General features: G+C 44.6%; 14 protein-coding genes. 5 read left to right on the top strand and 9 right to left on the bottom strand.

What is annotated here, in order from left to right; translation table 11 throughout:
* Positions 1-26: 26 nt before the first annotated feature.
* Positions 27-2,882, bottom strand: coding sequence for an AAA family ATPase (locus ACTQWB_RS11785; protein ID WP_441501850.1), 2,856 nt, complete (start codon positions 2,880-2,882; stop codon positions 27-29).
* Positions 2,883-3,070: 188 nt separating this feature from the next.
* Here ACTQWB_RS11785 and ACTQWB_RS11780 point away from each other — a divergent pair, with 188 nt between their 5' ends.
* Genes ACTQWB_RS11780 through ACTQWB_RS11765 form a run of 4 tightly spaced genes read left to right on the top strand, consistent with a single transcriptional unit; the run spans position 3,071 to position 5,347 of the window.
* On the top strand, positions 3,071-3,208 hold the full coding sequence (locus tag ACTQWB_RS11780) for a hypothetical protein (RefSeq protein ID WP_441501849.1): 138 nt from the start codon (positions 3,071-3,073) through the stop codon (positions 3,206-3,208).
* A gap of 20 nt (positions 3,209-3,228) precedes the next feature.
* Positions 3,229-4,197 (top strand): ABC transporter ATP-binding protein, encoded by a 969-nt coding sequence (locus ACTQWB_RS11775; protein WP_441501848.1) that lies wholly within the window; start codon positions 3,229-3,231, stop codon positions 4,195-4,197.
* An 11-nt stretch (positions 4,198-4,208) separates the two neighbouring features.
* Positions 4,209-4,754 carry an ABC transporter permease gene (locus ACTQWB_RS11770; protein WP_441501847.1) on the top strand — a complete coding sequence of 182 codons (546 nt, stop codon included), beginning with the start codon at positions 4,209-4,211 and terminating at the stop codon, positions 4,752-4,754.
* The gene (locus ACTQWB_RS11765) at positions 4,751-5,347 is read left to right on the top strand and encodes an AAA family ATPase (protein ID WP_441501846.1); all 597 of its coding nucleotides are present in this window, start codon (positions 4,751-4,753) and stop codon (positions 5,345-5,347) included. Before ACTQWB_RS11770 ends, ACTQWB_RS11765 begins: the two co-directional genes overlap by 4 nt.
* A gap of 11 nt (positions 5,348-5,358) precedes the next feature.
* On the opposite strand, the gene ACTQWB_RS11760 is transcribed toward ACTQWB_RS11765, so the two are convergent.
* The 4 genes from ACTQWB_RS11760 to ACTQWB_RS11745 all read right to left on the bottom strand — a co-directional run bounded on the left by ACTQWB_RS11760 (position 5,359) and on the right by ACTQWB_RS11745 (position 8,637).
* Positions 5,359-6,204 carry a metal ABC transporter permease gene (locus ACTQWB_RS11760; protein ID WP_441501845.1) on the bottom strand — a complete coding sequence of 282 codons (846 nt, stop codon included), beginning with the start codon at positions 6,202-6,204 and terminating at the stop codon, positions 5,359-5,361.
* Positions 6,201-6,914, bottom strand: coding sequence for a metal ABC transporter ATP-binding protein (locus ACTQWB_RS11755; RefSeq protein WP_441501844.1), 714 nt, complete (start codon positions 6,912-6,914; stop codon positions 6,201-6,203). Before ACTQWB_RS11755 ends, ACTQWB_RS11760 begins: the two co-directional genes overlap by 4 nt.
* Positions 6,911-8,092, bottom strand: a complete 1,182-nt coding sequence (locus ACTQWB_RS11750; protein ID WP_441501843.1) for a metal ABC transporter substrate-binding protein — start codon at positions 8,090-8,092, stop codon at positions 6,911-6,913. The genes ACTQWB_RS11755 and ACTQWB_RS11750 overlap by 4 nt, the downstream gene beginning before the upstream one ends.
* A gap of 113 nt (positions 8,093-8,205) precedes the next feature.
* A complete protein-coding gene (locus tag ACTQWB_RS11745; RefSeq protein WP_441501842.1) occupies positions 8,206-8,637 on the bottom strand; it encodes a Fur family transcriptional regulator in 432 nt (143 codons plus the stop codon).
* Positions 8,638-9,318: 681 nt separating this feature from the next.
* Between ACTQWB_RS11745 and ACTQWB_RS11740 the strand changes: the two genes are divergently transcribed.
* Positions 9,319-10,275 carry an L-lactate dehydrogenase gene (locus ACTQWB_RS11740; RefSeq protein ID WP_441501841.1) on the top strand — a complete coding sequence of 319 codons (957 nt, stop codon included), beginning with the start codon at positions 9,319-9,321 and terminating at the stop codon, positions 10,273-10,275.
* A gap of 125 nt (positions 10,276-10,400) precedes the next feature.
* On the opposite strand, the gene ACTQWB_RS11735 is transcribed toward ACTQWB_RS11740, so the two are convergent.
* From ACTQWB_RS11735 to ACTQWB_RS11720, 4 genes are all read right to left on the bottom strand, one after another.
* Positions 10,401-11,255 carry a 4Fe-4S binding protein gene (locus ACTQWB_RS11735; protein WP_441501840.1) on the bottom strand — a complete coding sequence of 285 codons (855 nt, stop codon included), beginning with the start codon at positions 11,253-11,255 and terminating at the stop codon, positions 10,401-10,403.
* Complete coding sequence (locus ACTQWB_RS11730; RefSeq protein ID WP_441501839.1) at positions 11,248-11,397, bottom strand: CD1871A family CXXC motif-containing protein; 150 nt, start codon at positions 11,395-11,397, stop codon at positions 11,248-11,250. Before ACTQWB_RS11730 ends, ACTQWB_RS11735 begins: the two co-directional genes overlap by 8 nt.
* 35 nt (positions 11,398-11,432) lie before the next feature.
* Complete coding sequence (locus tag ACTQWB_RS11725; RefSeq protein ID WP_441501838.1) at positions 11,433-12,698, bottom strand: TlpA family protein disulfide reductase; 1,266 nt, start codon at positions 12,696-12,698, stop codon at positions 11,433-11,435.
* 206 nt (positions 12,699-12,904) lie between these two features.
* Positions 12,905-14,554, bottom strand: a complete 1,650-nt coding sequence (locus ACTQWB_RS11720; protein ID WP_441501837.1) for a glycoside hydrolase family 43 protein — start codon at positions 14,552-14,554, stop codon at positions 12,905-12,907.
* Between the last annotated feature and the right edge of the window lie 50 nt (positions 14,555-14,604).

The raw sequence follows: 14,604 nt of genomic DNA, 5'->3' as shown, positions 1-14,604 counted from the left end.
ATGCCCATTAATATAACAGCAGATAGTCAAAAAAGCGTCAAAATATTCTGTTCTTTCAAGGCCTCCTGGATATGTGCTTCCATACCAGCCTTTAAGCGCTGGCTGTCTCTCAGGTAGAAATCTGCTGATTCCTTTAGCAGCTCCCGGTATTCCTCCGGATGCGTTGCAAGAAGCTTCGCCTGCATCCTTCTCAATAAGTATTTCTCCTTTGGGGAACCGAGCTTCCTGCAGGCTTCCATTGCCTCCTGCATTGCAGTTCCAGATTTTTCAAAATCTCCCTGCTGGCAGTAATACAGACTGCAATATATTTTCGCTGTGCTTCGTCCCATCAGAGTAAATGAATTGTCATAAAGCTCGGATGCTTTCAGGAACATTTTCCACGCATCCTCCTGCTGTCCGATTTCATAATACGTGCATCCAAGATTTGTGTAAAAGGTTGAGCTGGCTGCAATGTTATGCTCTGCACAAATACTCACTGCGTACTGGAAATGATAAACTGCCTCTGTATACTGCTGCCGGGCTCTGGCAAGCTCACCCATATAATTATAAACAGCAGCCTCATTCATCACCATCCCTGGATCATTTCCACTGTATCGCTCGAAAAGATCAATAGATGCTCCAAGTGTCCTTTCTGCGGCCTCGTACTGACGGGTCATAATATAGTAAAGTCCTTCCAGCCTTTTCAAAATAGCTTTTTCTGTCCATAAATCGTGCTCTTCTGCAAGAGCTATACTCTTCTTCAGATAAATCCACATGGTCTCAGGCTCATAAAGCTGGATTCCATAATAGATCATTTCCCTGCAGACTTTAATATAATATGCCGGATGGGACAAAACATACAGATGCTCCAGAGCTGCTTTTACATCCCGCACACCTTCCCCATACTGCCCGGTCAAGATTTCATATCTTCCTGTTGTTATCAACAGCCTGGCAGACAATTCCTGATATAATCCGCCCTCCTCAAACTGACTACCCGATTGTTTCAGCTTCTGGGCAAGCTCCTTGAAATAAGCTCCCATATCTGTTGGCAATGTTTCTTCATATCCCTTTGTCATCGTAGGATATAATTCAAACATGGAAATAGAAATTTCTTCATATGGACAGATCTGATACTGCAATGTTTTGGGAATATTAGATGCTTTACTGAAATGATATACCATCTGATGATAATAATAATCCCGTCTCTCGCCAGTGAAATGTGCTTCCATTGCAAGACCGATCTTGTTATGCAGAACCTTGCGTTTGGTAGGTGGAATCTCTGACACAACATACTTCTGCATCTTTTTCTGCTTGAAAAAAAGCCGGATCTCTTTCTGTACCATCTGTTCCCCGATCAGGGAACGTAATTCCAGCTCTTCCACAGCTTCTACCACATTCATGGTATCCATGCCGCTTACAAGCTCCAGCAATTCCAAAACTGCATAATCACTGAACAGGGATATAATATCCAGCAGCTTTCTGGATTTTGGATTCAGACCTCGCAGGCATTTTCCCAGATTCTCCTTGCCAGATCCCTGGCGCTCCTTCCTGTCTCCCACAGGCTGCACTACCATTCTGGTAAGCTTTCCTTCTCCCTCTAATACATCAAAAAAATTGTCCAGCTCCTGGCTGACAACATCCAGGGAGGTCATTGTAACCAGTAAATGCTCCTGGATTCCTTCCAGCAGCATCAGCAGAAGTCTCCTGCTGTACACGTCTGCATACTGGATGTCCTTCACATTCAACAGCACCGTGTGGTTTTCCGTAATGGTCTGAATAATCTGGAAAATCCCGTTCTGCACAGCGCGGATATTAAAACTGCTGGCCATATCAATAGGAAGAGGTACTTCCACCTTTTCATTTCCAAAGGTAGGGAAAAACTGTGCAACTGCCTGCAAAATGGTTTTGGAAATCTGAAGCCTATTCGCCCTTATATATTCATCAAGCTGCATAACTACCGAATTCCACATAGACAAGGGAATATGCCGGTCTGAGTAATAACAGCCTGCATCTATTTTTAATACTGCTGTTTTATCTATCTTTGCCGTTACTTTCTGCACCAGTTCTGATTTTCCAGCCCCGTACTCTCCCAGTAAAGCTATCGCTTCAACTGTCCCGGAACTGACTCTGTCCATACTTTTCTGAATCTGCAGAACTTCCTGCTCCCTTCCTGGAATCAACACTTCTTCTGCATTTTTTTCCGCAGTATTATTCACCCATTCTACCCGGATTGTCCGGTAAAGTCTGGTAATTTCCGGCCCAGGCACGATTCCCATTTCTTTTTCCAGCAAATGATAAAGACGCTCATAGACATCAATTGCCTTCAGATAAAGGTGATTTTTACTGTAGGCTTTCATCATCCGGCTGCTGACCCTTTCATCGTAGGGATCCATAAGCCAATATCTGGAACATGCCTCTTCCAGATGGGAAAGCTCTTCATCTGGTGTTTCTGAAATATCCCGGTATAACCGGCTGAGATAAATATTACGGTAATAATCCCGCCAGTGTTCCATCCATTCCTCATAAGATTCGGAATTCTTAACAAAAAATCCACTTAAGAAATCTCCTTTATATAAGGAAGTATCGTCCTGTTCTGCAAAATTATCAATATCTGTGATAAGACAGATTTCAGGGCTCAGTCCCAGATTAAAATGTTGTTCAGAAATTACGATTTCAAATCCAAAAGTCTTTTTCAGCATGTAAATCGCATGCCGCAGATTTTTTCTGGAATTCTCTTCATCGGCATCTTCCCACAAAAGTGTAGCTGCCTGCTCCCTGGAAACATGCTTTTCTACTGCCAGGTAATACAGCAGGGCTTCTGCCTTCTTATAAGGGAAAATCACTTTGGTGCCATCCACCGTCACTTCAGGCACCTGCAGAAAATGTATCTCAACCTTATACATTTCTACTTCCTCCCTTTTCTTTATCTTTTCTTTTTTATATTTTCTTCTTTTTTATTTTCGTCCATAATAGCATTCCAGTCCGGTTCTGTAAATATTTTTCGAAATTTGCGCAAAAATCCATCAGACTCTGAACAGTTGCCAGTACCAGCATTGCAGCTTACATTGGTGCCGGCGGTCTTGGAGATCTGGTGTTCACTGGGATCGGGTCCAACAGAACAGACATCCTGCTTGCAGGAGGACTTACCATTGCTATTTTGTCCATCATGACGGATCTGCTTCTTTCCACCGTGCAGGCCTATGTCTGCCGTAATCTTTATACAGTTTAGGTATACCAGGAGGTTTTCATATGAATACAAATACAAATCCAGATGTTCCGGTTTTTCAGTTTATCCATACAAGCAAACGTTTCCCAGGCATGGATTCCTACGCAGTACACGATGTCAGTCTTTCTGTAAAACCAGGAGAGTTTATTACTATCCTTGGCACCAGTGGATCTGGAAAAACCACTTTAATGAAAATGGTAAATCGTCTTTATGACATTACAGACGGAGATATTCTTTTCCATGGACAGAGCGTAAAAGAACAGCCAGAAGTGGAATACCGAAGAAAAATCGGTTATGTAGTGCAGCAGAGCGGTCTTTTTCCCCATATGTCTGTTGCAGATAATATTGCAGTTGTTCCCAAAATCCTAAAATGGGATAAAGCCCGGATAGATGCCAGGGTGAGGGAATTGCTTACTCTGGTTGGGCTGGAGCCTTCTGTATATGCGAAGCGTTTCCCAAGACAGCTTTCCGGTGGACAGCAGCAGCGTGTTGGAATCGCACGTGCCCTGGCAGCCAATCCCTCAGCCATGCTTATGGATGAACCATTTGGCGCAATTGATGCGATCACAAGGGAAACTCTTCAGAATGAGCTTCTGCGTATTCAGAAATCCACTCAGAAATCCATCCTGTTCGTCACACATGATATTGGGGAAGCCTTTAAACTAGGCGATCGGGTTATCATCATGCATGGCGGGGAATTACAGCAGTTTGATACGCCTGCAAATATTGTCCTTCATCCGGCCAATGAATTTGTTTCCCGACTTGTTGGCGCGGATGATCCAATGGAACGGGTAAAAGTTGTCTGTGTATCCTCACTGGCTGATAAAAGCCGCATAACAGACAGTAAACTCAGCCTGGAAGGAAGCAGCACCATCAATGATACCCTTCCATTTTTGCTTGCACATCCCTCAGAGGATATCGCGATCTGCAACAACGGCGAAGTGATCGGAACCCTTGACCGTGACCGCCTCGCTGATCTGATGAAAAAATAGGAGGCTGCGCTATGGAAAAATTTTTTAACTATGCTGTCCGGCACTATGATAAAATGCTTGGTTATCTGGGAGACCATATCATGATGTGCGTTTCAGCTCTTCTTCTCTCCCTTTTAATCGCAATTCCTCTTTGTGCCCTGCTAATGCGGAGCAAAAAAGTAACGAAGATTGTCCTGACCATCTACAGCCAGTTTATTCTGGTCCGCAATATTCTGGCAGGCTTTAATGGAATCGATAGTTCCCTTCTGGAAGCAGCAAAGGGAATGGGAATGTCTCCTGTGCAGATTTTTTTCAAGGTACAACTTCCACTGGCTATGCCCGTTATCGTCAGTGGAATACACATTGCCTCAGTTGTCATTATCGGAAGTGCCACAATCGCACAGACTGTCAATGCAGGAGGCATCGGGGTTTTGCTCTTCGAGGGACTCCGTACACAGAATTATGTAAAAATGATCTGGGGCACGATCCTGACCGCTGCCCTGGCTCTCAGTGTCAATTATCTGCTGGCCAGACTGGAAAAGTTCGCCCAGCGAAAAGCTAAAGGAGGTATCGCATGAATTACACAATTTGTATTGCCCGCCAATTTGGAAGTCTCGGCCGTCCAATTGCACAAAAGCTGGCACAGAAGCTTGGAATCGAATACTATGACCGTGATATTGTAGAAGCCGTTTCTGCTGAAATGCATCTTCCCGTTTCCACCATCAGCGATCTGGAGGAAACTGCCGGAAAAACCACTTTCTTTAATATGCGTTTTCCACTTGGTACACAGACCAGTGCGAAACAGGATATGATCTTTGATGTACAAAAGGATGTTATCCTGTCTCTTGCAGAAAAGAAATCCTGTATTTTTGTAGGACGCTGCTCTGATTACATTCTGGAAAACCGTCCTAACAATCTGAATTTTTACATTTATGCTCCGTATAAAGCCCGTCTGGAAAACTGCACCGGATACCTGAAAATGTCTCTGGAAGAAGCGGAACGTTCTATTGAGGCAGTGGACCGGGCCCGAAATGCCTACCACAAGCGATATGCCGGATATCTTCCAGATGACTGCCTGCACAAGCATATGCTTCTGGATTCCAGTGTGCTTGGAATTGATGGTTCTGCTGAATTATTAGCCCAGATGGTTCAGCAACGTTTCTTTTCCTAGATTATTAACTTCTATCTTTCCAACACTTTCCCGATCAGGCTTGTTACCAGAAATGCCACAATATCTACCGCTACGATGGTAGAACCCACCGGCGTACCGCCCAGAATGGAAACGATGATTCCAAGGAAAGCACACACCACTGACAAAACTGCGGAACAGATGATCACAGCCCCGAACCGTTTGTAAATCCGCATCGCAGACAATGCCGGGAAAATGATCAGTGCCGAGATCAGCAGGGAACCTACCAGATTCATAGCCAGCACAATGATCACCGCTGTGATCACCGCAATCAGCAGATTATATACATCCGTCTTTGTTCCAGTCGCTTTCGCGAAATTTTCATCAAAGGTAACTGCAAAGATCTTATGGTAAAATACGATAAAAAGTGCAACCACAATTATTGATACTGCCACACACAGCCACACCTCAGCAGTCGTCAGGGTGAGTATGGAGGTGGAGCCAAACAGGCTGCTGCACACATCTCCGGAAATATTGGAGCCTGTGGAAAATACATTCATCAGCAAATATCCCACTGCAAGTGCCCCAACAGAGATCATGGCAATCGCCGCATCTCCTTTGATCCTGGTGCTCTGCCCGGTACGAAGAAGCAGTACTGCACAGATCACAGTTACCGGCATCACAAACAGCATATTATTGCTGAAATTCAGTACAGATGCAATGGCCATGGCACCAAATGCCACATGGGAAAGTCCATCACCGATAAAGGAAAAACGCTTCAGCACCAGTGTTACACCAAGAAGGGAGGAACAAAGGGCAATGAGCACACCTACGATCAGTGCATACCACACGAATGGATACTGGAAATAAAATGCCAGCTTCTCAAATATTCCGCTCATGCTTTTTCCTCCTCTCCTGCGTCTACCAGACGTTTTCCGATCTTACTGTTCAAATATTCCTCTTTCGTTCCGAAAAAAACCTTCTGTCCGATATGCAGCACATGGCTTGCATAAATGGCCACCTCACTGATATCATGGGAAATCATTATGATCGTAACTTTATCTTCTTTATTTAATTCATTAATAATCTGATACATATCCGCCGTCGCCACCGGATCCAGACCAGAGACAGGCTCATCCAGAAGAAGGATTTTCCTGGTGGCACAAAGAGCCCTGGTAAGAAGTACTCTCTGCTGCTGTCCACCGGAAAGCTCCCGATAGCATCGTTTCGCCAGATCTGCGATCCTGGTTTTTTCCATAAGCTCGTAAGCTTCTTTTTTCTCCGCTTTATTGTAAAAAGGACGAAGTCCCATTCTGCCAAGGAAGCCAGACATTACGATTTCCTCCACAGAGGCCGGGAAATCCCTCTGAAGAGCAGTCTGCTGGGGCAGATAACCGATTTCATTGATTTTCAGCCCTTCTCCCATAGTGATGCTGCCGCTCATTGGGGGCTGCAGATGAAGAAGGGTCTTCATCAGGGTAGATTTTCCAGAGCCGTTTTCTCCTACAATACAAAGATAATCTCCGGAATTTACCGTAAAATTCAGTCCGGACAAAATCGCCTTTCCTTCATATCCTAATGTGAGATTTTCACAGGTTATCAGCTTCATAATGCCTCCTTCAGGACCTGCAGATTGTTTTCCATAATAGAAAGATAGGTGGTTCCCTCTTCCACTTCCTGTGTTGTCACAGACTGCATGGAATTCAGGGACAAAATCTTCTGATCCTTGGTTTTCGTATTTTCGATCACAGCCTTCGCCACTTTCTGATCAGAGTTCTCAATGGTAAGCACCACGGGAAGCTTCAGCTCGTCCAGTTTGCCAGCAAGAAATGTAATCGTCTCAAAGCTTGCATCAGTCTCTGCAGAGCAGCCGGTAAAAGCGGCATAATAGGTAAGATCATAATCATCTGTTAAATAACGAAACGGAAAACGGTCTGCAAAAAGCAGGGTTTTCCACTGGGACTGATCCACAGTCTGTTTATATTCCTCGTCAAGAACCGCCAGCTTTTCCTCGTAAGCATCTGCATTCTTCTGATAAAGCTGCGCATGCTCCGGGTCAGCCTGGCCAAGGGTCTCTGCAATGGTATCACAGAAAAGGGACGCATTTTTCAGGGAAAGCCAGACGTGTTCATCGTATTCCAGGTCTTCATGGTCGTGTTCGTGTGCAGACCCCGAAGTTGTGTCTGCATGCACCTCAGCACCATCGGAATCTGTCTCTGCGGATGATTCCTCATTCTCCTGCGCGCTCACATGTGTATGCCCATCCTCGTCCTGCATACCATCAACAACCTCTTCCTCTTTCACCTGATCTCCCAGTACTTCCATCAGATTGATTGCCGTCCGATCCGGATTGCCTGCGCCTTTCAGTGCATCCGCTACCCAGTTGTCTGATTCTCCACCTACATAAATAAATACATCACAGGTGGATACCTTCAGAATGTCTTCCATCGTTGGCTGAAAGCTGTGCATGTCTGTTCCGTTTCCAAGGAGCAGGGTAAGCTCTACATTATCAGCCTGTTCGCCCAGAATTTCCTTTACCCAGTCATATTCCGGGAAAATGGTGGTCACTACCTGGAGCTTCTGTTTGTCGCCGGCCTGGGCACTCTGGTTTCCAGACGTTTCCGCTGAACTGGCTGCTGGATTTTCCGCTGAATCTCCCACTACATTTCCCGCTACATTTCCCGCACCGCAAGCGGTAAGCATAAATGCCGCGCCTGCTGCAACCGCTGATAGTAACAGCTTTTTGACTTTACTTTTTGAATTATATATTTTTTTCAATTTATGCATCTTATCCTCTTTTATTCTAAACGGACATGTCTGCTAATACTCCATCCAGACAGTACGGCTACTGGTCGGATGAAGTACTAGAGCATGTTGGAAAAAGGCTTTCTCTTTCCGCCTTACTTCAATCCTTCAGTTGCTCTGCATTCCTCACAGATTCCATAAAACACAGTTCTGGTAAAATCCCACTGGAATCCATGATCTGCCAGCATATGCTCGCCCAGATGCGTCATCTCTTCACATTCCAGATGAATCACCTTCCCGCATTTTTCACATTTACAGTGGAAGCATACATGTTTATGGCAATGCTCCTCATGTCCAAGATACTCAAAGCAGGCGCTGCTTGTACCATCTACCACATACTTGGCGACCAATCCCTGCTCCACCATCCGGTCAAGCTGCCGGTACACTGTAGTCGTCCCAATGGAAATGCCCTGACTTTTAAAGTATTTACAGATATCACTGACCGTAACGTGTTTCCCCTCCATGGAACACAGATAATTCTCAAGCTCTGTGATCTGCCGGGTACGGTATTGTGCTTTTTCACTCATTCTTTTGCCTCCAAAGTAACATTGCGCTTCCTTTATTTCAAAGATTACCGTTCACCGCAATCTCTAAACAGCTTCTGTTTCTTTCAATTTGAAAATCATTTTCATATTATAGCAGTTTCTTTTTCAAAGTCAATATGAAAATCGTTTTCATTTTATCTTTTTCTCACAATTTATCCAATCTGGAACGTGTTTGAAAAGTTTTCTGCAGGAATGATTTTTCAAACAGACTCTGGTATTTTTTACAGTGCAATCAAAATTTCTCTTGTTTCTAAAACATACAAGTGCTATCCTTATTCACAAGTTACTATGAAAGTCCTGTGCAGCAGCCATGAATCCAGCATGCTTGCATGTTGGATTTATGGATATTGCACAGGCTAGACTGTATGAGTAAGTAGGGCGATAGCCCGGATTACGAATACAGTCGGCGATTGCGGGAGCACCATAGGCGGGTCGCAATCGACTTTCATTTACGCGAGCAACGAGCCAAAGTTCGTGCTTGCACGAAACCTTGGCGACTGCCGCGATAATCATAAGAAACTCGCAATGCGTGTTTCTTATGATTTATGGTGATGTCTGCGTAAACAGACATGTCCGTTTAGAAATAAACCACCAAAATGGAGTGTGCCGATTGAAGACTGCTTTTCCTCACGCTCCAGAGCATATAAAAAGGAGACTGACATCATGGAAAACATAAGTTATGGAAAAATCGTACTGATCGGTGCAGGTCATGTGGGTTCCGCCATTCTGGATTCCCTCCTGCGAATGAATCTTGCTGATGAGATTGTTGTGATAAACAGAAATGAGAAAAAAGCTCTGGGTGTGGTGCTGGATGCCAGCCACACTACTGCTTTTGCATACAGCGCTAACGCCAATATCCGGGTAGGCACTTACGAGGACTGCAAAGATGCCCAGATTATCATTAATACCGCAGGTCCCAGCATCCAGCCTGGCAATTCCAGAGACCGTATGGTTCTTTTGCAGACCAATGTCAAAGTTATGAAAGAAATCATGACACAGATCACCACTTACACCCGGTCCGCCATTATTATCAATGTTTCGAATCCAATGGACATTCTGACCTATATTGCACAGAAGGAATTTGACTATCCGAGAAATCTCCTGATCGGCACCGGTACCCTTCTGGACACCGCCAGATTCAACAAAATGCTGGCTGACCTTTGCGGCGTAGACGCAAAAAATGTCACCGGATTCGTACTTGGCGAACACGGTGGCACCAGCTTCATTCCATGGAATGCAGTTAATATTGTAGGAATTCCTTTTTCCGATTTTCAGAATCAGTTTGGCTTAAAAGAGCCCATCGACCGTGAAAAACTGCTTCACGAGGTAAAAGTCAGTGGACTTGACATTGTAGAATTAAAGGGCTACACAAGCTCCGGCATCGCCTTAAGTGTGTGCCGTCTTGTTGGTGCCATTATGAGAAATGAACGCGCCGTTGTACCGGCTTCCGTTGTTCTGGAAGGGGAATATGGACTAACCGGAATCGCAATGAGCCTTCCATGCGTCATTTCCAGAAATGGTGTGGAACGCACCTTGCAGATTCCGTTGGATGAAGAAGGGGAGAAAAATTTGAAAGCATGCTACGATTATCTTCGTGGTGTGATTGAGAGTATTTCCTAAAATATATTCCAAACGCATTCTGCACATTACACGCTGTAAGTGATTCCATAGCAGCAAAAAATAACCAATACCTGCCAGTTGTAAAAACAATTTACATTTGGCAGGTATTTTTAATTGTAGGTTTTTTAACGCCTCACTCCACTTTTAATCGCATGCGCCGGACACGCCTGCTTGCACCGTCCACAGCGGATACACTCACAGCTGTTGGGATTTTCCACAGGGTTGACCTCCATTCGGCAGGCTTTTGCACATTTTCCACAGTGGATACATTTATCCATATCCACACTGTACCGATAAATGGACACTTTATTAAATATGGAATAAAACGCACCAAGCGGGCAGATATATTTGCAAAATGGCCGGTATATTATAATAGAAAGAATAATCGTCACAATAAGGATCATATTTTTCCATATGTACAGCCATCCGATCGCACCACGCATTGCCTTATTCAAAAGAACAAGCGGTAGTCCACCCTCCAGAGTGCCCGCCGGACAGATCAGCTTGCAGAAATAAGGAGCGCCCTGTCCCATTACGTCTGTGAGCACCAGCGGAAGCAGGATTACAAACACCAGGAAAATCACATACTTCAATTTTCGGAGCACCTTGTCCCATTTAAAGGTACGGATTTTCTTCGGAAAGGGAATCTTGTTCAGCAGATCCTGGACCAGTCCGAATGGGCACAGGAATCCGCAGACCAGTCTTCCCATAAGCGCACCAATGAAAATCAGAAATCCCACCACATAATAAGCAAATTTAAAGTTCCAGCTTCCGATCACTGCCTGCAACGAGCCAATAGGACAGGCACCTGTAGCTCCGGGGCAGGAATAACAATTCAGCCCCGGCACACATAGGTTTTTCGTTTTTCCAGTATAAATCTTTCCCGTTACAAAACCAGCTACATGGGAATTTGTAAATGCAGCCCACAAAGCCTGTATGGTATGTCTGGGCCAGTCTTTTATATTCGTTTTTTTATCCAATTCCAATACACTCCATACAGATATTTACAGCTTTCGTCAGGACGACTTCCATCTCGCCCCTGTATATGCCAAATGCCATCATCAGAATCCCCACAGCTACAAGGGCGATTCCGGTCCATCTGGTCTGTGTTAATTTTTTCATACGCTTAATTCCATCTTTCCTAAACAGTTTGCCTTTTATTTGCCTGCGTTAATTTTCTCCAGTTCGTCCTTAACCGCAGCTTCCCACTCTTCCAGGCTCCTGCTTCCCATGATTGGGTCTCCTACAATGTTTCCATCCTTGTCTACAAAGAAGGATTCGGGAAAACTACTCAATCCACTGATACGACCGTTGAAATTTCCTTCATCTGGAATCAGAAGCGGATAGGTAACTCCTGTTTTTTCCCGCAAAACCTGCGCCTTTTTCACTACGTCCTCGTCCGTTTTTCCATCATCTCCAATGGTATCCATTACCATTCCGACTACGCCGACGCCCTGCTCTTTCATTTCCTGATAAAGCTTATCCAGATCCGGCATTTCATTGACGCATGGGGAACACCAGGTGGTAAAAGCATTTACAAGGGTCAGGTCATAATCGCTGAACACTTTTTCTGTGTATTCATTTCCATCAATATCCGTGGTTGTAAAGGTGCCAACATTCGTTGCATCCGGATTGATATTTTCTGCAGGCTGATCAAAAACAGACAGGTTTGAATTAAATTCAGTCATATCTGTAAGTGTAGTCTCTATTTTTTCAATTTCATCTGTTAATTCTGATTCTGCGTTTTTGTTGATGCTGAGATAGTATTTATATTTTCCGTCTGCGCTGGTTCCCAGTTCTTTATGCTCATTACAGCCGGTAATGGAATCCAGGTCGTCAATCACATCTGTGCTGTAAGCACCCAGTGTACCAATTCGTTCAATACTTGCAAGCCAGTCCTCAAATCCGGTTCCCAGCATGTTTACGTCTTCATCTTTCTGTTCTTCTGTAAGCTTATCCCAGTGAAGGAATCCATAATCAAATCCGGACATATCATCCTTCCATTTTTCAGCTGTAATCATAACCACATCCGAATTATCCATCTGTTTCTTCAGTTCATCCGGAAGAACCGCTTTTAAACCAAGATATGGATATTCATAGGAATCCTGGGATTTCATACTGATGCTGCTGGCTTTCACTGTTTTTTCCAGCGGTGTTCCATCCTCGGAAAATACCATAGTCTCGGAATTATCTGACGCCTCATCAGCGGATACTGCGACACCGGCTCCATCAGCGGATACGGTCACTCCGGCTGCATCGGCAGACACGGCCACTCCGGCTTCGTCAGCAGAAACCGCTGCACCAGTTTCCTCTGCAGACTCTGATTTTTCTGCCGTATCAGCTGCCAGAACTCCCGTCAGATTTACAGATGTCATTGTAAGCATTCCCGCTGCCAGGAATGCGAGAAGTCTTTTTTTATTCATTATATTAAATCTCCTTTTTCTGCTTTATTCCCTCACAGAGTTGACAGGCTGTTGCGGTTTATGCTCTGCATTTTCTTCATCTCTGTGCTTTTATCTGAGCATATTCTAACACCCTTCCTATAAAATCCGTGTTAAGATTTCCTGATTTCACAGAAAAAACATATAAAATTTTTAAATCATACCACTTGAAGCGACACCCCAATACTTTATTCCACATCCGCACTCTCATCTGCAATATACTCAAAGAAATCAAAATCTGCCGTATGCTGATGCATCATGCGGTCACCACAGGTAATTCCCACAAAAGCCCCTGTAAATTCTCCAAATTCTGAATACTCATCCGAGAATTTCGTAGTATCGAAACGTGGCCCGATTTCTTTGTAATTTTCCCCATCCAGCGACCATTCGAAATAAGATTCTCTTCCTTTTACTTCCAGTCTCATCCAGATGTCCTGACCATTCTCCACATAAGTCCGCGCTTCCGGAAATTCCCGTTTGGTTCCGTTTTCCACCTGCATAACAGAAATGGCGCTGTGATTCAGGGTATCGCTGAAATATTTGTATAAATACACAAAATTCATATTGTCATAGTAAAGGATCAGACCAGCTGTGTGCTGATAACTAAGTGGCGTGAAATCAAGTTTCGTCGCAACTGTTGCCTGTACACTGGTTAACTTTCTCGCCAGAATACTTGCTTTATTTAAAGAGCAGCCAGATTCCTGCCCGCGCAGACGGATCCAGCCTGGTCTTGCTTTCAGATCAACAAAGGTCTGAGGATCAATGCGTGGTGCATAATATCCGATTCCAAGAGTTTCGGAATCAAAATCATCCTTCTGTGAAAGTTTCTTCACAGGATACTCTGGCAGCTTGCTTTCCTCTACAAATTCCTGTGCCAGATTCCCGCCACCTTCCATCCGAAGCCAGCCATCCGCTGTCCATTTCATACGCTGGATGGCAGTCTCACGGCCAAGTGTGCAGCGAAGCTCCGGTACAAAAGGTCTGGCAGTAAGATGCACAAGCCAGGTCTCACCATTTGGAAGATCCACATAGCTGGCGTGACCGGATTTCTGCAGCTTGCTTTCCGGATTATAATAACGGGGCTTCAGATGATCCCAGTCAGCACGCTCATTGTGCGCTTCCGGAGAGGAGGTCAGGATCGGATTGCAGGGATCTGCCTCATAAGGTCCCCAAACATTTTTTGAACGCCCCATTGTTACACTGTGATAATAACCAGTGCCACCTTCTGCACACATAATATAGTAGTAATCCCCATGCTTCGTCAAGTGAGGCGCTTCGATACAACCACGGTCAGTTCCGCCCCGCCAGAAAGCCTTTGGCATTCCCACTACTTTTTTCTCTTTCGGATCATACTCTGCAATACAGATCGGGCCAGGCTTCTCATACTCCGCTCTGGTCTCCCACTCCAATGCCACAATATATTTTTTCCCATCATCATCATGAAACATAGAGGCATCAAAGCCGGAGGAATGAAGGTAAACCGGCTCACTCCAGGGTCCCCGCAAATCTTTCGCTGTGATTAAATAATTATCTACGTCAAAATATCTGGCATTCATGGAGTTCATAACTCCATAAACCACATAAAACAGGTCATCTTCCTCACAATAAGTCAGACAAGGCGCCCAGATTCCCTTGGCACTGGGCAGCTTCTTCAGATCGGGATCCTCAGCATTGGTAAGTGCATGGGAATAAAGTTCCCAATTTTTCATATCTCTGGAATGGTAAATGGGGATTCCTGGAAACCACTCAAAAGATGAAACTGCAATATAGAAATCATCGCCTTTGCGACAGATACAGGGATCAGCATGGAAACCTGGTAAAATCGGGTTGTGAATCATAATAAAAGCCTCTCTTTCTCAAAAAACATCCATACATACAGGACTTTCAC

This window comes from Blautia sp. HCP3S3_H10_2 (assembly GCF_052122375.1).
Lineage (GTDB): Bacteria > Bacillota > Clostridia > Lachnospirales > Lachnospiraceae > Blautia_A.
This window is presented reverse-complemented; position numbering and strand designations above follow the sequence as displayed.